Origin of the sequence: Ureibacillus endophyticus (genome assembly GCF_024159215.1) — a bacterium.
Classification (GTDB): Bacteria; Bacillota; Bacilli; order Bacillales_A; family Planococcaceae; genus Ureibacillus; species Ureibacillus endophyticus.
In genome coordinates this window covers 633,372-654,945 of sequence record NZ_JAMYWW010000001.1, presented here as the reverse complement: position 1 = coordinate 654,945, position 21,574 = coordinate 633,372, and the positions used below count along the sequence as shown (strand labels likewise).

The 21,574-nt window shown below is 34.2% G+C and carries 15 protein-coding genes; 4 read left to right on the top strand and 11 right to left on the bottom strand.

Annotated features, from left to right (window positions below; all coding sequences use genetic code 11):
* Positions 1–124: 124 nt before the first annotated feature.
* The gene (locus NKR20_RS03190) at positions 125–631 is read right to left on the bottom strand and encodes a C40 family peptidase (RefSeq protein ID WP_121215416.1); all 507 of its coding nucleotides are present in this window, start codon (positions 629–631) and stop codon (positions 125–127) included.
* Positions 632–981: 350 nt separating this feature from the next.
* Positions 982–1,917, bottom strand: coding sequence for a C40 family peptidase (locus NKR20_RS03185; protein WP_253423543.1), 936 nt, complete (start codon positions 1,915–1,917; stop codon positions 982–984).
* Positions 1,918–2,171: 254 nt separating this feature from the next.
* Between NKR20_RS03185 and brnQ the strand changes: the two genes are divergently transcribed.
* From brnQ to NKR20_RS03170, 3 genes are all read left to right on the top strand, one after another.
* Complete coding sequence (gene brnQ / locus NKR20_RS03180) at positions 2,172–3,497, top strand: branched-chain amino acid transport system II carrier protein (protein WP_253423540.1); 1,326 nt, start codon at positions 2,172–2,174, stop codon at positions 3,495–3,497.
* A 189-nt stretch (positions 3,498–3,686) separates the two neighbouring features.
* Positions 3,687–4,622 carry an LCP family glycopolymer transferase gene (locus tag NKR20_RS03175; RefSeq protein WP_253423537.1) on the top strand — a complete coding sequence of 312 codons (936 nt, stop codon included), beginning with the start codon at positions 3,687–3,689 and terminating at the stop codon, positions 4,620–4,622.
* Positions 4,623–4,710: 88 nt separating this feature from the next.
* Positions 4,711–6,078 (top strand): S41 family peptidase, encoded by a 1,368-nt coding sequence (locus NKR20_RS03170; RefSeq protein ID WP_253423535.1) that lies wholly within the window; start codon positions 4,711–4,713, stop codon positions 6,076–6,078.
* 49 nt (positions 6,079–6,127) lie between these two features.
* Here NKR20_RS03170 and NKR20_RS03165 read toward each other — a convergent pair whose 3' ends face one another.
* The 6 genes from NKR20_RS03165 to NKR20_RS03140 all read right to left on the bottom strand — a co-directional run bounded on the left by NKR20_RS03165 (position 6,128) and on the right by NKR20_RS03140 (position 14,863).
* Positions 6,128–6,694, bottom strand: a complete 567-nt coding sequence (locus NKR20_RS03165) for a TetR/AcrR family transcriptional regulator (RefSeq protein WP_253423531.1) — start codon at positions 6,692–6,694, stop codon at positions 6,128–6,130.
* A gap of 203 nt (positions 6,695–6,897) precedes the next feature.
* Positions 6,898–8,418, bottom strand: a complete 1,521-nt coding sequence (murJ, locus tag NKR20_RS03160; protein WP_121215642.1) for a murein biosynthesis integral membrane protein MurJ — start codon at positions 8,416–8,418, stop codon at positions 6,898–6,900.
* Positions 8,419–8,431: 13 nt separating this feature from the next.
* The gene (locus NKR20_RS03155; RefSeq protein WP_253423528.1) at positions 8,432–9,526 is read right to left on the bottom strand and encodes a glycosyltransferase; all 1,095 of its coding nucleotides are present in this window, start codon (positions 9,524–9,526) and stop codon (positions 8,432–8,434) included.
* Positions 9,526–10,668 (bottom strand): polysaccharide pyruvyl transferase family protein, encoded by a 1,143-nt coding sequence (locus tag NKR20_RS03150; protein ID WP_253423525.1) that lies wholly within the window; start codon positions 10,666–10,668, stop codon positions 9,526–9,528. Before NKR20_RS03150 ends, NKR20_RS03155 begins: the two co-directional genes overlap by 1 nt.
* 216 nt (positions 10,669–10,884) lie before the next feature.
* The gene (locus tag NKR20_RS03145) at positions 10,885–13,113 is read right to left on the bottom strand and encodes an S-layer homology domain-containing protein (protein ID WP_253423522.1); all 2,229 of its coding nucleotides are present in this window, start codon (positions 13,111–13,113) and stop codon (positions 10,885–10,887) included.
* A 271-nt stretch (positions 13,114–13,384) separates the two neighbouring features.
* Positions 13,385–14,863 (bottom strand): O-antigen ligase family protein, encoded by a 1,479-nt coding sequence (locus NKR20_RS03140; RefSeq protein ID WP_253423518.1) that lies wholly within the window; start codon positions 14,861–14,863, stop codon positions 13,385–13,387.
* A 238-nt stretch (positions 14,864–15,101) separates the two neighbouring features.
* Between NKR20_RS03140 and NKR20_RS03135 the strand changes: the two genes are divergently transcribed.
* Entirely contained in the window at positions 15,102–17,096 is a 1,995-nt protein-coding gene (locus NKR20_RS03135) for an S-layer homology domain-containing protein (protein ID WP_253423515.1), read from the top strand.
* A 132-nt stretch (positions 17,097–17,228) separates the two neighbouring features.
* Here NKR20_RS03135 and NKR20_RS03130 read toward each other — a convergent pair whose 3' ends face one another.
* The 3 genes from NKR20_RS03130 to NKR20_RS03120 form a co-directional block, all read right to left on the bottom strand.
* Positions 17,229–18,959, bottom strand: a complete 1,731-nt coding sequence (locus NKR20_RS03130) for an N-acetylmuramoyl-L-alanine amidase (protein WP_253423512.1) — start codon at positions 18,957–18,959, stop codon at positions 17,229–17,231.
* A gap of 261 nt (positions 18,960–19,220) precedes the next feature.
* Positions 19,221–20,138, bottom strand: a complete 918-nt coding sequence (locus NKR20_RS03125; RefSeq protein ID WP_253423509.1) for a C40 family peptidase — start codon at positions 20,136–20,138, stop codon at positions 19,221–19,223.
* A gap of 226 nt (positions 20,139–20,364) precedes the next feature.
* On the bottom strand, positions 20,365–21,474 hold the full coding sequence (locus NKR20_RS03120) for a CAP and S-layer homology domain-containing protein (RefSeq protein WP_253423506.1): 1,110 nt from the start codon (positions 21,472–21,474) through the stop codon (positions 20,365–20,367).
* Between the last annotated feature and the right edge of the window lie 100 nt (positions 21,475–21,574).

Here is a 21,574-nt window from a genome sequence, read left to right as displayed (position 1 = left end):
ACACCTCCTTTTTTATCCCTATTATAAATACAAATACAATCTTTTAATTTCTTAAATACGCAAAAACGAAAAAAGTGTAGATATAGACAATAATATTGTCTCCATCTACACTTTTTTCTATGTATTAGTCAGCTTTTGCTACTAATTTTACATTTGCAACACGTTTTGCACCTACATAACGGTCGCCCCAGTACCATTTGTCGTTAAGTTCTGTAATACTTACACCTTTACCTGTTTGTGAGTGAATGAATTTTCCATCACCATAGTAAATACCCACATGAGAAATTCCACTGCCAGAAGTATTAAAGAATACTAAATCGCCTGGTTGTAAGTCATCTTTACTTACTTTTTCACCTACTTGATACATAGATGAAGAAGTTCGTGGTAATTTGATTCCTAACTCTTTATAAACCGTTAAAACAAACCCTGAACAATCGAAACCATTTTCTGATGTGCCGCCATATCGATAAGGGACACCTAAATATTGTTTTGCTGATTCTTTTAACTCAACCGCTGTTATATCTCCCTTTTCTGCAGCAAAAGATTCTTCTGCCACGATTGGTGAAAAGTATAATGCTAGTCCAGCTACAGTTGCTAGTATGAATTGTCGAATTCGCTTGCTATATCTCATGTGCCCCTCCAACTTCTAAAAGTAAATATTCTGTCAAATTATCTGTATTAAGAGTACCACGAGATTTTGTTCTGTGACATTACAGTTTAATAACAAAGAAGTTACATAGTTTGATAATTTTCGCATTTTTAGTAATGGATTAAAACCCAATAATACCAAGGTTTTCCTTAGTTTCTAAATTTATATTTATACTTTTATTAAGCTATTAACATAAAATTTGAAAAGAAATTTCTCGATTTTTGTAACATTTGTAATATAAAATGAAACCTTTTCATTACTTAAATCGTCTTTTTTACATAGATTCATATAAAAAACCACCTACTAAAGATAGAGGTGGTTAATAGAATTAACTATTTAGAAGCTATTTGGTTAAAGCGTTTAAATGTAACAAACCGTGAATTCCAATATTCATACTCTAATTTCGACAATTCAACTCCATCACTGCCAGCATGGATAAATACGCCATCACCTAAATAGATTCCCATATGTGAGATTCCTGCAATATATGTTTCTTTAAAGAACACTAAATCCCCCGGAACCGCTGTCTGAACCGTTGTTGTGTCATTTAAAAAATAGTCATTGCTGCTTTTTCGAACAATATTGATTCCTGCATTTGAATAGACATAGCGTACAAAACCACTGCAATCAAAACCTTCAGGAGTATTACCACCATACAAATAAGGTGTACCAATAAACGTATTTGCTAACTCTATTACTTTCTTATATATTGTTTGAACGTTACTAGAAGGAGCTTGTTTAATAGGAACTTCTTTTGAAAGCTGATTATTAATTTGTTGATCTGTTGTAGCAATTACTTCATTTGCAAAATCCTTCACTGGTTCTCCGATATTACTAATTTGTGCTGTTGGATTTAATTTCAATACTTGTCCAACAAAAATTTTATCAGAATCTAGTTTATTCCACTTCTGTAAATCCGCAATTGAAACTCCGAATTTTTTAGAGATTTTGGATAACGTATCACCTTTTTCTATTTTATAGGTAGAAACATCCTTTTCAATTGATTCCGTTATCGTATTTGTATTTGCTACAGGCTTACTAGTTTTACTACTTTGGACAACAAGTTTTTGACCTACAAAAATAGTATCATTTTTTAATTTGTTCCATTCTTTTAACTGATCAATAGTAGTATTACTAGTTTTTGCGATTTTTGTTAATGTATCGCCTTTACTTACTACATATGTAGAAGCTTCTGCAATTTGGGGTGTAACAATAGAAGTTGCTATGATAGCAGATGTAAATAAAAGTAATTTTTTGTTGTAACTCATTTGGTGTAATCACCCTTTCAATGAGGAATTTTCCTATATTACCATCTTAGTTAATTTTTCGACGATACACAATCCATTATTTAAAGAAAAAATTTTACGAATTTATCAATATTTCGACAAATGTTAGTAAAGAATATGAATATACTATTTGATTTCTTTGAATTCTGTGATACAATTTCACCTTGTGTGAACACAAATAATTATTATTTTTTGAAAGTTTTTGCTTTTCAAATTTAGAAAGGATTTAGGTTTTTATGAAGTTTATTAAAGAAAACCTCGCTGTTGGATTTATGCTTTTTGCATTATTCCTTGGTGCTGGTAACATTATTTTCCCACCTGAACTAGGTCAAAACGCCGGAACAGAATTTCTTCCTTCAATTATCGGATTTTTGATTACTGGTGTCGGTTTACCGTTAATTGGGATAATTGCAGTTGCGAAAAATGGTGGAGATTTACAAGTGGTCGCAAATCGAATCCATCCAATGTTTAGTGCCATTTTCACTGCGGTTATCTATTTATCAATAGGACCACTTTTTGCAATACCTAGAACTGGTGCTGTTACATACGAAATTGGGATTGCTCCATTTTTATCTGAGGCTACTAAAACAAGTGGAGTTCCATTATTAATTACTACGTTAGTTTTCTTTGCAGTTGTGCTTTATTTATCTTTAAATCCAACAAAATTAGTAGACCGTATTGGGAAAATCTTAACTCCTGCTTTACTAATCGTTATCGCTTTACTTGCAATTAAATCATTTATTACTCCAATGGGTAGCTTTGGTGAGGCACAAGGGGTATATGTAACAAAGGCTTTTTCTGAAAGTTTTGTACAAGGTTACTTAACAATGGACGTGTTAGCTTCTTTAGTATTTGGTATCGTCATCGTTCAATCATTACAAGCGAAAGGCATTATGGAGCGCTCAAAACAAGTGACAATTACAATTTTCTCAGGTATTGTCGCTGCTCTTGGATTAGCGTTTGTTTATATCTCACTAGAATATATCGGTGCTACAAGTACTGAAAAAATCGGTTATTTAGGAGACGGTGCTAGTATAATTGCCGAATCTGCACGAGTGCTATTTGGTAGTGCAGGTAATATTATTTTATCGCTAGTTATTGTTTTGGCTTGTATTACGACAGCAGTTGGATTAGTTTCTGCAAACGCAACGTATTTCCATAAACTCTTCCCAAGCCTATCTTATAAAACGTTAGCTGTAATCTTTACATTATTTAGTTTAGTAATTTCAAACTTTGGATTATCTAAATTAATTTCAATCACATTACCAGTATTAATGTTTATTTACCCTATTGCGATTGTTCTAATGTTCTTAGTGTTATTTGACCAATTATTTGACCGTAGACCTATCGTTTACAGTTTATCGTTAATTGCTACAGCTCTTGTAAGTTTATACGATGGTTTTAAAGCGGCTGGAATAGAAGTTTCTTGGTACGAAAACATCTTGTCAGCTTTACCATTGTACGATCAAAGCATTGGCTGGTTAATTCCAGCAATCGTTGGACTAGCAATTGGTTGGATTATTCATTTAATGACCAAAAACACATATAGTGCTAGACAATAAGAAAAGCGGTGACCGCAAACGAAAGATAGTAGACAGGACGTTTTTGCCTAGAATACGTTTCTAAGTTTGTCGAAGGTCTAGCCCGAAAACCCACTCAATTATAACAATCAAAAAGTCACCCCGTTTTTTCTTACAAAAAATTACTACCCTCTCCTCCCATTGCATATTGTGTAATAGGAGGAGATTTTTTTGAAAAAAATAATTATCATTACGATTTCTATCTTCCTTCTATTAATAATTAGTTATGCCACTTACCTTTTCCTAAATGTAAAAGCTACTATGAAGGCTATCCATTCACCTCTAACAATTGAAAATACATCATCTGAAATAGCTCTACCTACACCTACTCCTACTACTACACCCTCTCAAAATAGCTCAGAACTAAAAAATAACACGCCACCTATAACACTTCTTTTACTTGGCATTGATCAGTTACAAAATTCCCCTGGACGAGCTGATACCATCCTTGTACTAACTGTTAATCCTACATCTCAAACAATCAAAATGTTAAGTATCCCTAGAGATACATATACAGAAATTGTTGGACTAAATTTTTACGATAAAATAAACCACTCCTATGCGTTTGGTGGCGTAGCGATGACTTATGCAACGGTAGAAAATTTATTGCAAATTCCGATAGATTACGTTGTTTCTATTAATATGGAAGGTTTTGTAGACTTAATTGATACTTTAAACGGGGTTGAAATTGACAATCAAATTGCCTTTATAACAGATGAATTTGACTTCCCTAAAGGAAAGATCGTATTATCGGGACCAGAAACCTTAGCCTATGTGCGGATGCGTTATGATGATCCCCTTGGAGACTTTGGGCGGCAAATTCGTCAAAGAATGGTTGTAGAAAGCATATTGAATCAACTATCTTCACTCAATATTATCTGGCAAGTCCCTTCTGTTTTGGAAACGATTCGTTCGAACGTAGAAACGAATATTACCTACGATGATATGAAAACTTTCATAAAATCATATAAACCTGCTTTAAATAATATTAAACAATTAAACTTTGAAAAAGGTGATGGTCGTATCGAAAACGGGATTTGGTACTACTTCCCTGATAAAACAGAACTTCAAACGATTCAAGCAGAATTACAAGAATCACTTAAATAATTTGTCGAAATTTTTCTGGTAATATTAATATCTACTACCAATCTAGAAGATATATAATGAGAACAGTCACATAATAAGGAGTTTTTACATGAAAAAAATTATACCAATGTTTTTAGGATTATTTCTATTATTCATCCTCCCTATACAATCCTTTGCCTCAACATTTGATGAGGTTAAATGGCTAATACAAAATGATTATGTTGGAGAAATAAAAGGAGATTTAAACCGCGCTAACTCAATTGATGAAATGATTGAAATGCTTGACCCCTATTCCTCTTATTTTACAAAAGAAGAATTCGAGGCATTTACTAATTCAATTGAAATGACTACTGTAGGTATCGGTGTTGTCATTGAAAAACACGAAAAAGGTATTTTAATAGTAGATGTTTTTGAAGGTGGAAGTGCATACAAAGCAGGCGTAGTTCCTGGAGATATAATTATTAACGTAAATGGTCAATCCACTGTAGAGTTGAGTATAGAACAGGCGCAAACGCTTATTTTAGGTAAGGAAAATACAACTGTTGACTTAACTTTCTTGAAGGAAGACGGCTCAAAAAGTACAAAAAAAATTACTAGACTACCCTTTTCAATGCCTAATGTTACTAGCAAATTGCTATATGGCAATGTAGGCTATATTGCTTTAAGCTCCTTTTCAGATAATGGTACGACTTTAGTGAAAAACGCTTATACAAAATTAATAAATCAAGGTGCAACATCGTTCATCCTTGATTTGCAAAATAATGGTGGGGGCTATGTATCTACTGCTGAAAAGCTAATTGGGATGTTCCCAGATGCACCTTATGCATATAAACTTCAAGAGTCGAAAAATACTTATCTTGAGAAATCAATATCCCAAAATATTAAGTTTCCTAAAGATACACGAATTCTAGTGAATCGATTTAGTGCAAGTGCTTCTGAAATGACCGTTGCAGCATTAATCGATCAAAATGCAGCGATTGTTTATGGTGAAAATACTTACGGCAAAGGAACAATGCAAGCACTATATCCATTATCCGATGGAAGCTATTTGAAGCTTACAATGGCCGAATTTTTTGGTCCAAAGGGGACGGTAGTAAAAGATGTTGGTCTAAAACCACATTTTACAACGACTACAAACCCTATATTTAAAGCACATTACGATAGTATCACTAAAAAATTCCCAACATATAAAGAAAGAAAAGCAATGCTAAATGTGCCAGTCTCTAAAACGTTTAAAATTACATTTAATAAACCAGTGAAAGAGCAGATTGCCGCTAACGCCATTGAATTAGTAGAACTTGGTGGAAGTAAAGTGGAAGCAACCTATGAAGTCAGCAATAATCAAGTAATTGTAAAACCGGTAAAATCATTAAAAGCTGGCTATCAATATATGCTTATTGTACACCCATCGATTCAAGATAAAAATGGTAAAGCTTTAAAATCAGGAGAATATATACACATTACTGTAAAAGAATAAAAAATGGGCGTCTCTTTATTAGAGATGCCCATTTTTCTTTAAAAGCATTTTATCCTACAAGCTCTTTTTGATTTGCAAAATAGATGTTTACAATATCTTTTGCTAATTGTTTTGGTTCACGTAGCTTTGGCAATAGTGCAGTTAAAGTTAACCGTTCAATAGCCCCAACGATTGAATCTGCTAATATAATTGGTTCAACATTTAAAGAACTAGCTTGTAATTTCTTTGATATTATATTTGCAAATTTCCCCTTAATCTCAACTGCTTCCTCTGAATCGTAAAAACCGATTTTCGTTAAGTATGGATTTTCAGTAAAATATGTGAAGACATGTTCTAAAAGATTCTCAATATTACTTTCCACCATATTACTTTCGTTCAAATCCTGTTCAACTAATTGAAAAAAATTTGTTTTAAATTCCTCATTTAAATCTTTATATAATGATTCTTTACTTTGAAAGTATAGGTAAAAAGTCGGTTGAGTTAGATTCGCCGCTTTTACAATATCACTAATTTTTGTCTCGTGATATCCATAAGTAGAAAATAGCTCCATTGCTTTTTCTAATAGTAATTTCTTACTTTTTTCCCCACTAGAGTTTACTCTTCTTCCCTTTGGCAATTTAACTCTCTCCTATTCAGTTCCATAAAATATAAACTATAAAAAACAGAATATTCCATTTAATTATACTAATTTTATTATATATTAAAGATATTTGTTTTAAAAGGATTTTATCATAATTATGCCATAAACCCTAACTATTATATTAAAAATTAACTAAATATAGGAAATTTGTAAAATGGCGATGCTTATTTTAATTTGAATCATTTGTTACTTTTGGCTAATTTACTTCGAATTTTATTTATAGTTCCTTTTACCTCGTCAAATTTCAATAAGTAAACAATGATTGCATATCCAATCAATGCCACAAACAATGTAACAATCATGTGGATAAATTTATTATCAATTACTATAAATGATGCAATCATCCAATTGATTAGGACGAACACAATTGTTAATACAGCTAGCTTAATAAATTGTAAGCTATTCTTATCTATGATATTTAATTTATACTTCCATTGTAAGTAAGCCACTAATAATAGGAAGTTTATGATGGCGCTAATTAAATTTCCCCATGCAACCGCTTCTCCAGCATAACGGTCGATTAAAGCATAAGTTATTCCAATATTTATACCAAAAACAGTAATTAAACTGAAAATTACCGGTGTCATCGAGTTTCCCTTTGCATAATAGAAACGTGTAATATACGTGTTTGCAGCAAGGAAAAACATCGTTAAACTAAAGATTTGTAAAAGTGGTGCAGTAATGGCTGTTGATGCAGCACCAAATTTGTTGTATTCAAAAACAACTCGAACGATTGTTTCAGGTTGGAAAAAGAAATAAACTGAAATAGGCATTACTAGTAAGTACAGCATGCGCATTCCCTTTAGGTAAAGAGCCTTTACAGATGCTTCATCCCCTTCTCCTTCTTTCTTACTAAGAAGTGGGTAGATAACCGTTGTTACCGCCGTCATTAAGATTGCTTGTGGAAATTGAGACACTTTTGTTGCATAGTTCATCGCCGAAACCGTACCTTCTGCTAAAAGGCTTGTAAAAATACGTTGAAGTAATGTATACATCTGGGCCGTTGCTCCACCTAACATAATTGGTAACGCAACTTTCCAAAGCTCTTTTTGATCTTCTGCACGTTCAAATTTTAATTTAAAGGATACATGCTCTAATTTTCTTACCCCAAATAGTAAGAATCCGACCATAAAAATCGCACCGATTAAAGCACCAATCCCATAACCAATTGGACCAATTACTAAAGACAATCCAACTGAAATTACTAAAAAGGACATGTTATAAACGAGTACCGAAAAACTCGATAAATGGAATTTCCCTTGTACGTTTAACACACCACTTAACCATGTAGACAGCACTAACATTATTGTCGATGGCATCATCCATTGATAGAGTTCAAGTAACATATCGAATTCTTTTCCTGTTTCTTCAGGGAAAACGATATGTAAAATACTTTCACCAAATACAACAAAAATGAGAGTAATAATCGTAATTGACACCAAAATCGTTGTAAAAGTTCTTCTAATATAATCTTCAATTGAACTTTTCGTTTTATGATAAATCGATATAAAGGCGGTAGTAAATGCGCCACCAATAACTAAATATAAAAAGTTTGGAATCGTATAGGCATTAAAAATACTATCGGAAATATAAGACGTTCCGTATTGAGTTCCAATAATAATTTCCCGCAAGAAACCAAACAATCTTGCGAGAACATTGATTGCTGCTACTGCACCGACAATCTTTAAAAATCGTTTCAAAATGTATCATTCCCTAATCAGAATACTTTTCGTAAATCTCTGTTAACCGCGCTATAATTTCTTTCGAATCATGAAGCTTAAGTAATTGTTGAATTTGATTTTCATTTACTTGGAGTTGTCCATTTTGTCGGATGACTTGCTCCAGTTCGCCGTATAAAGCTCCTACATTTTTTGGTGGTACAAGAATCCCTGCATCATTTTGAAGCATGTAGTGTAACCCGCCGACATCTGATGCAATGACAGGTGTACCACATGCAAGTGCCTCTAATGCAACTAAACCTAGCCCTTCTATGTAAGACGGTAAGACGAAAACATCCGCAGCTTGGAAGTAACCTGCTAGTTTCTTTTGGGGCATTGGCTCTAAGAAATGAATATGGTTACTTTTTTGTGCAAGTTCCTTCATTTGATTAGAAAAAGCAACATTTTTAGTAGACCCAATAGCATACAAAGCTGCTTTTTCAGGATATTTTTCTTCTAGTTTTAAAAAGGCTTCGATTAATTCTTGCACACCTTTTTCTTGAATAATATTTCCGACAAATAAAAAGTTCACTCGACTAGTGTCCATACCTAAGGAGGCAGCCTGGTCTTTTTTGTTTACAGGTTCTTGGAAAACAGTGCGATCTATCCCCATACTCATAACCGAAATTCGTTCTTTCGATATTTGGAAATCCTTTTGTATGTCAGAAGCAAGCTCTTCTCCAACTGCAATAATGTGGTCTGCATGCTGCAATATTTTTTCAGTATAACCTTTAATCCGCGCACTTTTTTTAGCCATTTTATTAATATCGCCACCATGAGCTGTCACAACATATGGAATGCCATAGCGTTTATTTAATATGTAAGAGAACATCCCACTTGGAAAAACATAATGGCTATGAGTAATCCCGATACTCGATTTACTTTTTCGAAATAGTGAGTATACTTGTCCAGCCCAGCTTGCATATTTTTTTAAAACATTGACTTTCCCTGTATTTGGATTTGTATTCACCGCTAAGATGGTATCAATCCCTTGTGCACGCAACTGCTCTACCTGGTTTTTCACGAAAATCCCATAAGACAGATGCTCTTTTGACGGATACATATTGCTTATCACGAATACTTTTTTCATTATTTACTCGCACCTTCTTGCAATAACTTTAAGCCGAGGCTCGATTTTTGTTTAAAATCACCATTAGTATTGGCTGCTAATTGTTTTGCGCCTTCCCAATCATTATCCATTTTTGAAACTAGCTTTGTAAATTGATCATCACTTTCATGTAATGAATCAATTGGAATTGAATAATCACCTAAGCCAGCCATTTGTAGAAAATCGTTTACTTTTGTATGGTATGAAACGCCAATAATCGGTGTATTTGCATCTGTCGCTAAAATAAGAGAATGCAAACGTGTTCCTACTAATACATCAAAAGTTGCAGAAAGGTCCAATAGTTTTTGTGGCTTTAAATTTTCATCAATAATAGAAGTTTTGTCAGCATGTTTCATTTTTTGTTGAATATCCTTTGTCACATCAGCATCTTGCGGATATTTCGTTGCAAAAAATGTTACATCCACCTGAAATTCTTCAATCAGTTTATCCAAATTTGTTGCCATGCCAGTGATGTAATTGTTATAAAGTGTTTCATCCCCAGTTGGCCAGTAAGATGCATTATAATACGGTACAGCTGTAACGCCTACTTTTTTAGGACGCTCGCTAAATCCATTGCGTTCCACTTCTAAACTAAATGCTGGATCTCCAATTAAATGCACTTCTCTTTTGACTCCGATTTGTTGTAATAGTTGTTTAGATTTTGGATCACGTACTGAAATGTTTTGAGCATGTTTTGCCATGAATTTAATAAACCATTTACCTAAACCGGTATTTAGAGGACCAGCCCCGCATCCATATACGACATAAGGAACATTTGAGTTTTTCGCCATCATTGCATAAGAGCCGTACAATGGTGCTTCCCTTTTGTATAAATCCATTAAAATACCGCCACCACCAATTACGACAAAATCTAATTTTTGGACAACTTTTACATTTAGCTTGTACGTTTTCATGAATGTTTTAATGGCGTTGCCGTTTTTATAATAAAGCGGGTAACTTTCGACTCCGTATTGCTCCGCTGTTTGTTTAGGATTATTGCTAAACACTGTAATATTACTTGTTTCAATTTGGAATGCCTTTTGGAGTTGACGAATGATGCTTAATAAAATTGCTTCATCTCCATTATTATCATTTCCATAGTTGCCTACGATTCCAATTTTCAATGTACCTTCATCCTTTTACTTTTTTCTATGTTTGAGTATAGCATAATGACGCGAATAGTGTCTTATTGTGGAAGTGCGGAATTGATGTTTGGTTTATTAGTGATTTATGGGCGGTTTTTCGGGTTTTATGGGCGCTTTTCGCAAGTTTATGGGCGGTTCCCCATCCCAATCAAAAAAAGTTGGTGAAAAACAAAAGTTTCCCACCAACTTACGAACTTATTTAGTTATTGCTCGATATAAGAATACCGCGAAATGTGCTCGTGAAACTTCCACATTTGGTTTAAATGTGTTGTCACCGTAACCTGTTGTAATTTTATTCGTTGCTAGCGTATCGATGTACTGCGCTGCCCAATGCGTTTCGCCCACATCTTTAAATTTCGTTTCGGATGTACCACTTAAATCAAACGCTTCAACAAGAATTTTAGCCATTTGAGCACGCGTTAAATTGGCACTTGGATTAAACTTCCCATTGCCAACTCCACCCATAATTCCGGCATTTTCAATCGCAGCGATTTGCTTATAATAGACGTGACTGCTCGGAACATCTGTAAAGTTCGGATTCGTTACCTTAGACACATTCAAATTTAATGCGCGACTTAATAAAACTGCCGCATGTGCGCGAGTTAAATTAGCGTTTGGTTTGAAAGTGCCATCTGCGTAACCACTAATTAACCCATGCTCAACTAGATATTGAATTTCTTCTTTATAAGGATTTGAATTACTGATATCTGAGAAAATTGGTTTTTTATTAATTTCAATGTCTGTTGAAACTGTTTTTGTTCCTAAAGTAGCTTTAATTTTTCCTTTACCATCTTTACCATTTGACTTAAATAGACCAGTACTGCTAATTGTACCGATATCCCCTTCAACTGCCCATTTTAATTGAGATTGTGCATAAATTAAATTGTTGCCATTTGCATCTTTTGCTTTGGCAGTAAATTGCATAGATGCTCCTTGTTCAATCGTTTTGCTAGTTGAAGAGATTGATAGACTTGCAGGCGCATCAACCACTGTTACTGAAATATTTTGACGTGCATTGCCGTTTTGAACAGTAATTGAATCAGAACCAGGTGTGGCTGCCGTATAACTTAATCCATTCACCGTTACTAAATTCTTAGAAGATGTAATGATAAAGTCGTTTACATTTATTGGTAACGGATTGTAGTGCTCGTCCAATAGATAGTTCGGTTTTAAAGTAACAGTTGAACCAACTAACATTGTACCAATTTGATCTCGTGTTACTTTCATTGTAGTGGCAGTTCCTGTTGCACCTGTACTCACTGCTTCAATGATTGCTGAAATTTTACGTTGTGTGCCACCTGATGGACTGTTTGCTAAAACAACAGTATTGCTTCCGTATTTACGGATACCCATTGTTGTAGAGCCACCACCATCAAGGTTGATTGCACGATCTACACCAAGTTTCTCTAAATACGCAGCAAATTGAGCAAGGGACATTCCTTTATCTACTGTAATAAGATGCGCTTTTTTCTTATCTTTACTAACTGCAACGGCTGTACGAGGAGTTACTTGTCTTGCACGGGAACTAGTTGTATCCATTGTAACGTTAACTTTTCCACCATACACAAGTAATGGTCCACTTGCCATGATAAATTTAGCGTCTTGCCATTTTGCATCAATGGAAATCGATACAGAAATTTGCTCACCAATTTTTACATTTTTAAATTTCTCCATTGCTTTTCCGTTAAAAGATAAAACAAAACCATTACGAGGAATTTTTGGTCTATTTTCATCCCCATAATTACGGATTGCAGTTACATTCCCTGTTAATGTTTGTCCAAATTTTGTTGCCCCAATTGTTTGAGATGTTTCGACAATTACTTCCATCCCATATTTATTCGTTGGCGTTTTTGAAACTAAATATTGAGGTGTGTATAAAATCCCCTCGTTTGATTCACGTGTACGGTTTAAACCGTTTAGTTCAATGCTTTGATTATTGTATTGAACAATAATATCGCTATCATAATAATCGATTTCAGCCAGTCCATTTGAAGTAACCCCAAAGGCAATTGGCTCACTTACATAATATTGTTTCGTATCAGAAAGTACTTCTGGCATTACAATATTGTTATTTTGAGAGATTAAATAGAGCGGATATCCATCTGTCATATTATAGAAGTTAGCATTGATTGCACCGACAACACGATTGCCTTCTCTTGAATCTTTATTGGCACGATCCGTTAATGTCGATACAGTATTGATAGGAGACGGTAAGCCAAGTTGTAGCTCCGTATATGGATTAGATAAATCAACTTCTAAATGATTAATAGGCTTACTAGAATATGTATAATTCGAATATTTTACCCCTTGTGAAACTGGGTATGAGTCATTTGTCGTTTGAAATGCATACGCTTGTTCGACTCCAACTAACATCAACGAGAATGCTAGTAAGAAAGATACTACTAAATTAAATTGTCTTTTCATTTGTACTGCTTCATAATCTTGACGAAGCGTGTCACCTTCCTCTCAATCTACTTATATGTATAAAGATAACAAATTTCTCCATTATAATCTATGATACTATTGTTACATTAAGGGAATTATTATATTCCATTGGGAAAATTGATAAAAAGCGACAGTACAATTTATTTTGTGACTGTCGCTTTTTTGGGGTTTGGCGGAATTAACGATGTTTTTGGCGGGATTTTCGCAACAAAAAAAGACAAAGCATAAAATACGCTTTGTCTCCTAAAAATTAATTTTGAGTTTCGTCCTTACTTAGCTGTAACTCTGGATATAGCTTATGTGTTGCTGACCATATACCATACAACATAAAGAAGAACATTGTATAAACTTTTAGTTCCCAAATATTATAAACCATTCCACAGACACCTGTTGCAAACCATAATGCAAACATGTATTGGCCAAATGGATGTTTGCGATCTTTCCAGAACATCCATACCATCGCTAGTAAGAAACCTGCAAACAGGATAACACCGATTGCACCTGTTTCTGCAATGACTTGAATATATTGATTATCTGAATAGAAGTTTTTGCCGCCATAAATATCAGAACGAATTTCGTATTTCTCATAGATTGGCGAATCATAAGATAATGTTGCAGAACCACCGAAAGTACCAAAACCTGTACCTGTTATTGGATGGTCAAAAAATACTTCAAATCCTTTTTTAATATAGAATACTCGTCCACTTTGAGCCATTAATTCAAGATTTCCTTCATCAAATGTCTCAGCAAAACGATTTGTTAAGCCTCCAACTGATGGAGCCCCACTTACATCGCTTCCATAGTTTTGAACAAGCATTGTACCAATATTCACTGGCACATACACAAGAATGAGTGAGACAATGACAGTGAGTGAAATTCGTTTCAACATTTTCCAATTTCTTGATACTAGAATAAAGAATACGACAAATACAAATGAAGAAATCCATGTTCCTCGAGAAAGGGTTAATAAAAGTAACCCCATAAACGCAACTTGTGAAATTAACAGAAGCCATTTATATCGTCCATCTTTATATACCCAGCGAAGGAAAAATGTCGCGCTAATTGCAAAGAAAATTACCAGTGCAAGAGAGTTTGGATTATTTACCAATCCATAGATACGCACAAAGTTTGTAGCAGATAAAACTTTTTCTGACCAAGCTTCTGGCATCCACATACGGCGTAGTGAGATTTTTTCAACTACACCTTGTACAAATAACACGAATCCTGAAAATACTGTAATCCAAGCTAACTTGACGAAGAAGTTTTTCGGTAATTCGCTTCGGCTTAATATGTAATAAAGTAGATACATAATTAAAAATGTTCGAATTTGGAATATGATTGCGGAAATTGAAACACCTGTTAAATAACCGATACCTGCACCAAAAATTAAAAAGATAAAGAAAAACCATTCAAACTTTTTAAAATGTAACCATGTTTTCCAGTTTTTTAAATTAAGTAATAACAAGCGGAACAGTACTACGATTGTTATTAAATCCCCAATTAACTTCATCCCACTATTTAAATCAGTAAAAAGTGTTCGGAAAATAACATATGGAATTAAGATGACTAAACTTTGGAATGGTTTAAAAAATGCAAAGAGCACGAAGAAAACGGAAGTGGTGATTAACGCAATTTGAGAAGGCAACAGCGTCCCCGCAATTAAAACAGCCACAGCTAATGCAATTTCTAGCCATTCTTTTTTTCTGATTTCTGTGGAAATGTCTACCATCAATTTCTATCCTCTCTATTTTTCTTTATTCACACCTCTATATTTAGGCTGGAGACCCATCCCAACTAATTTATTATAGAATCTCCAATTATCATTTTTTTATTTTAATCAAGTTTACGACGAGTTTAAGTATAATATGGTTGCACTTTTATTACAAACCTTTTAATAGTTTGATTTTCTCTATTAATCTATAGCGAAAATTGATAAAATAGGAGCGTAATGGAAGGGAGGCAATAATTTGCTAAAAAAGATTACTATTTTTATATTTTCGATTATTTTCATACTCTCAATCGGAACAAACACTTCCTTCGCAAATGATATAAGTAACCATCAGATGAAGTTCGAACTTACATATTTTGCGGAGAAAGGCGTCATTCTCCCTGATGCAAAAGGGAATTTCAATCCAAATAGTGCTGTCACACGTGGCGAATTTGCTTCATACATTGCGCGCGCACTAGAGTTACCTGATTCAACGAAATATACTTTTTCGGATTTGAAACAAGGAACTCGTGAAGCACAGGAAATTCAAAATGCAGCAGGGGCTAGTATTTTAGGTGGTTATGCTGACGGAACTTTTAAACCAAATCAAAAGATTACACGTCAACAAATGGCAGGTATGCTATACAACGCTTTGAGGTATTTAGATGTACCTTTACATCAAGCACCATTAACATTTAAGGATAATAATAAAATTGATAATTCTTTTGTTAAAGCTGTGTCCACTTCTGTTTATTATAACATTATTCGTGGTGCACATACGGCAAATGGTGTTTACTTTAATCCGGGAGATTCAGCAACAAAAGCACATGCAGCAGCTTATCTTTACCGTACATTAGAAGTTGCTAAAAATACTGATGGCAACCAAAATAATAATACCGGAAATGTAGATTCATCTAAATACTACATTGGTAAAGTTACAAACGGTGTTGTATCAAAAAATCCTACAATTTATACAACATACGAACAAGCTTTATCTGCTTTAAATGCATCTGGTAATCTAAATTTAATTTTCAAAGGTGACAATATCGTAAAAATGTCGAGCGGATTAGCTTATGCTTCAGATACGACTGCAAAAACGACTTCAATCTATGAAGATAAAACCTTTAAAAAACAAATCACTTATACACAATTAGGACGTGAATTAAAATACAACGGTACATCTGCAAACGGTGATTATGTCATTGTACAACTAGGAGATGTAGTTGGTTACGCAAAACCATCTGCTGTTACTTTAATTCCAACAGATCTAATTGATGGCCGTGATGAATATTATATCGAGGATTCCATGCTTGTTCATCGCATTTACAATCATTCGAAAAAAGCATATGAAGGTAAATATTCAGTAGGTCCAGTGCCAAAATTTATGCAGTCTGGTGCAAAATATTATAGTTTTGACGGTGTTCATTTCTATAATCGAAACAATAGTTTAGTAGGAACATATTTCCCTTACTTCCAATTTGCTTCTGTACGTCTACCAAGTAGTTATACGGCAAGTGATTTAGAAAAAATTATTATGGCAGAACTTGAAAACCGCCAAGCATTCGGTGGGGACCAATATAAAAATGCCACTACAAAATCAAAATTAATCGGGTTAGGTAAAACGATTAAATCCATGGAAGAAACTGAACATATTAACGCGCTATTCATTCTAGCAGCTGCCATTCACGAAAGTAATTACGGAATGAGCACAAATGCACAAACGAAAAATAACTTGTTTGGTATTCAAGTGTATGATTCCAATGAATCGTTAGGTGAGAAATATGCAACACCAGCAGATAGTGTGAAAGCCTTTGTTCAACGTTATATGAATAAGCGATATGTTCCACAAACGGCCGTTTATCCATTCGGAGCAGTTCCTGGTAACAAAACAACAGGTATCAATGTTTATTATGCATCCGATCCACATTGGGGTGCAAAAATCGCAGGACATATGTATAGAATCGATGCTAAGTACGGCTTAAAAGACTATGGTAAATCCCATATCGGAATGGTTCCAACTGGTACAGGATCTGTAAATACGCGCCTAGAAGCATCTACAAGCAGCGGTATTGCCTTCACCTACAGACAAAAATGGACAGGCGAATCAAAAGAGTTCGGCTATCCAGTTGCAATCGTTGAAGAAACAATCGGCTCTGATGGATATGTATGGTACAAAGTCTACTCAGATGATCCATCCATCGCAAAATTTGTTTGGATTCGTGGAGATTTAGTAACAGTACTTCCAAAATATTAATAACATCTGCATCACTAATTGGTCGACAATTGGTGATGCAGTTTTTTATTGGCGAGGTTAATAGAATAGAAATTTACATTTAGCACCTATTAAAAAACTGATGAAAACTTAAACGTTTTCATCAGTTTTTGATTATTTCGTATAGTATTCGAGAATTCCTTTATAAATGGAATCTGCGAAAATTTCAACATACTTACTATTTACTAGTTTTGCACGGTCTTCAGCATTTGATACAAAACCTAACTCAACTAGTACAGATGGAATGAGTTGATTTCGTATAACGTAGTAATCAGCACGTTTTACTTTACGGTCATTCATATCTGCATTTTTGACGATCTGTGAATTGATCGCACTTGCCAAACGATAATCTTCTTTCTCATTATCATTTGAAGAAACGCTATAGTAAGTTTCCGTTCCTTTTGCAGAAGTATTTGTAGCTGAGTTAACATGAATACTTACAAAGATTTCAGCATTCTTACTTTCTGAAAACTTCACACGGTCATCCAATGTTGGGAATGTGTCGGAAACACGTGTCATGTGAACGATGGCTCCAGCAGCTTCTAGTTTTTGTTGAACTAGTTTCGCAACTTCTAATACGATTTTCTTTTCAACAGCACCACTACTTGATGCTCCTGGATCTTTCCCTCCATGTCCTGGATCTAAGACAATAATACGACCCTTCACTGCACTTCCTGTAACATTCACTAGGCGTAAATATTTTTTCGAAGTATACCCTTCAATACCTTTATAAGAAATTTTTGCCCACTTACCTTCTGTTGAGTAGACATTCACTTCTGTACCACGGTTAATTACACCTAAAGACTTTGAAGAAGCATTTGCAGCAGCACGAATATGCAAGCTATTCACTGTTGCGATACCAATTGTATTTGTCGCGCCTGGCGTTTCGACAACTGGTTCCTCTACTTCAGGCTCTCCAATTTCTGGCTCTTCCACTTCAGGAGTTTCTTCTGGAGTTTCAGGCTCAGACCCAACCTCTTTTGAATAGGTTGCAGAAATGTAAGCATAGCGACCATTATATGAAACCTTATACCATCCATTTAAAACCTCAAATAATGGTAAAGTATCTCCTTTATTAATTTGACCAATAATATTTGAATTATCAGCAACTGATACTGAAGTTCGAACATTTAAACCATCTGTCGTTGATACAACTTGTCCAATTTTCTCCGCTTCGTTTGGTACTGTAACACCTTGAACTGGTAATTCTAAACGAAACTTTTCTTCTGATGCACGTGCTACAAATGAAGCAAATTGAGCACGAGTAACTGATTCTGTTGGATTGAAAGTTGTTCCAGTAGCACTACCTTTTGTAATTCCGTTATAGTAGATTGCTGCAATATATTTATAGTAAGAATTGTTTACTGAAACATCTGTAAAAGGAATTGATAAATTTGCATATTTTTCTGCATTTAAGTTAAAGGCAATTGACAATGCTTTAGCCATCTCATTACGTGTTAAAGGCGTGTTCGGTGAAAATACCCCTTTACTCTTTTCTGCAATGAAACCAAGTTTTACAACACTTTCAACATAACCTGAAAGCTCTGTCCCTACCTTTACATCTGTAAATGAAGATTGTGATACTACTAATGGTTTATTATTAGTAGATTCGATCACCATTTTTGCTGCTTGTCCACGAGTAACAGGGTTATTTGGCTTATATTTAGTTACACCATTTTCTTCATACCCTTTAATAACTCCCCGGTCGACAAGATAGTTGATTTCTTCATACGCTGCGTTTGACGAAGGGACATCTGCAAATCGTTGGCTAGCACTTACACTATGTATCGTAAACATTGACACCACGAAGAATACTACAATCAGACTGACCTTTTTTAAAGACAATGTTCCACTTCCTCCCTTCTTATATTTGTATTTCCTATTCTACCAAATTAGACAAATTCATGCATCAGGCTTTTCTACCTTATTTCACAAATTCCTACAATTTAATAATTTTGTAACAGTATTTTCGTCACTCTCTTTTTTAATAAAAAAAGAAGAGGAGCAAATAAATGCCCCTCTTCTTTTGCACTCAAATTGAATGCTCTATGTAAAAGTTCTGCCTACAAGATTGGTAGCCCTGTTAGCTCGAACTTACATACAAAATTAGTTTTTCGAATTACGTTTTAAGCGATCAATAAATGCATCCATTTGCTTGATTGTCACTTTTTCGTTCACACCAAATGTGCCGTCGCCTTTTCCATATGTAATTTTATTTGAAGATAAAATTTGAATATATTCATATGACCAATCATTTTTAGATACATCAGTAAATTGTTCTGCACCATCTACTAATTTCAGGTTAAACGCTTCAACTAATACTTTTGCAAGCTGAGCACGTGTTAACGCAGATCTTGGATTAAATTTACCCTCTGTATTACCAGTGAATACTCCTAGTTTGTTTAGTGCCGTCGCAGCACCCGCATATTCAGATGTTGATTTTACATCTGGGAAAGGTGAATTAGTATTAGTTGTGTCTAATTTTAAGGCTTCTGCAAGTTTTAATGCTACATCGCCACGAGAAATATAATAAGTAAAATCAATTGCAGCATCTTTAACTTCTGCTACTTCATTACTAAAGTCTGCTACTCGTTTCGCCCCAACATATTTTGGGCCCCAGTAACCACCATTTATACTATCAATTGCAACGCCTCTACTAGTTGTTGCAGAAATAAATTTTCCATCACCAATAAAAATTCCAACGTGTGAAATACCAGAACCTGATGTATTAAAGAAAACTAAATCTCCTGTTTGAAGGTTAGATTTCGACACCGCAGTTCCTTGTGTATATTGCGCTCTTGAAGTACGTTCTAAATCAATTCCGAATTTTGAAAATACCAGACTTGTATATGCAGAACAGTCGATTCCATTTAATGTTGTTCCACCGTATTTATATGGTGTTCCTATGTATTGTGATGCTGTTTCTTTTATATCTGAAAATGTTGCTGCTTCTGTTACATTTGCACCGATACCAGTAAATAGCATAAATGATGCAAAGATCGGTAATAACAATCTTTTTTTCATGATGTTAGATACTCCTTCCAAAAAGCCCATAGCTTTTTTTGCCTAAATAAAGAGTATCATAGAAAATTACCAAATTACTTTTCAATTATGTAACGTTTTCTAGTAAACAAAAAATACTGAATTTCTACATAAATATAGAAATTCAGCGGTTTTTAGAGACCTTATTCGTAAGTAATATATTATATAAGTAATATCATTGTAATAAATTAAGAAATTTTTACCATAATTATTTACTAGAAAATAGTTGAACCCAATAGAATTTTCCATTTCTATCTTTCTTAATTCCAATGCCTATGTTTGTATAATTCTGCTTTAAAATATTTGAGCGATGTTTTTCAGACGCCATCCAAGCCGCAACAACTTCCTTAGGTGTATTAAAGTTACGAGCAATATTCTCTCCAAAACTTGTATATTGATAGTCGAATAGTGTCGCCATATCCCACGGCAAACCGTAAAACGGAGAATCATGGTCAAAATATTTTCTTTTTATCATATCTTGAGCTTTGATTATGGCCAATTGTTGTAGTTCCTCATCGCTTTGTAATGGTGCTAAACTATGTTTTTCTCTTTCCACATTAACAAGAGAAACTACTTCCTTCGCCCAATTTTCAGCGGTAATCGTTGTTGATATATAATCTTTTGCCAAATAATCGTAGGCTACTTCTAAATTTTCTACCTTATCTTGAAACTCCATTGCACGTTTCGTTAATTCTACTAATTGTACACGAGATACAGGATTGTTAGGTGAAAATGTTGTAGTTGATGTACCATTAATAACTCCTACATCAGCCAATGATTCTATTATGTCTTTGGCCCAAAATGTCGAAGGATAATCTTTGAACGTTTTTGTATTTTTTTGATCCACTTCAATTTCAAAAGCATTGGCTAACATTTTCGAAATATGAGCTCGATTTAACGGCTCATTTGGATTAAATTTACTATTGTTTTGTATAATCCCTAATTCAGCCAGCTTCCGTATTTCTTTATAGTAAGGATGTGTTTCAGGCACATCTGTCGCATTCAAGTTAAAATCAGATTCTAAAGAAATCCCCATCGCTCTTGCAATGACACAAGCAGCTTCTTCCCTTGTCGCAATACTATTCGGCTTAAAAGAACCATCTGGATACAGTTGAATAAAACCTTCATCTACAAAGGATTTAATAGATTCTGCAGCCCAAAACGTTTTTTTCACATCTTTAAAATAGTGAGTCGAAGAATAGGATTGGGAGACTTGTTTAGAACTTTCAACGACGTTTGATGCTTCTGTTTTTGAAAACCATAAAGTGCTTGTTAATACAACAACTAAAAAGGTTGTAAGTATTCTCTTCTTTCGCACATCAAACGCCCTCCTTTTTATAGTAATCTTTAATATTATAACACAATACTTTTTTCTTGAGTGAATCCTATGAAGTTGTGAAAAATTAACAAAGTCGATA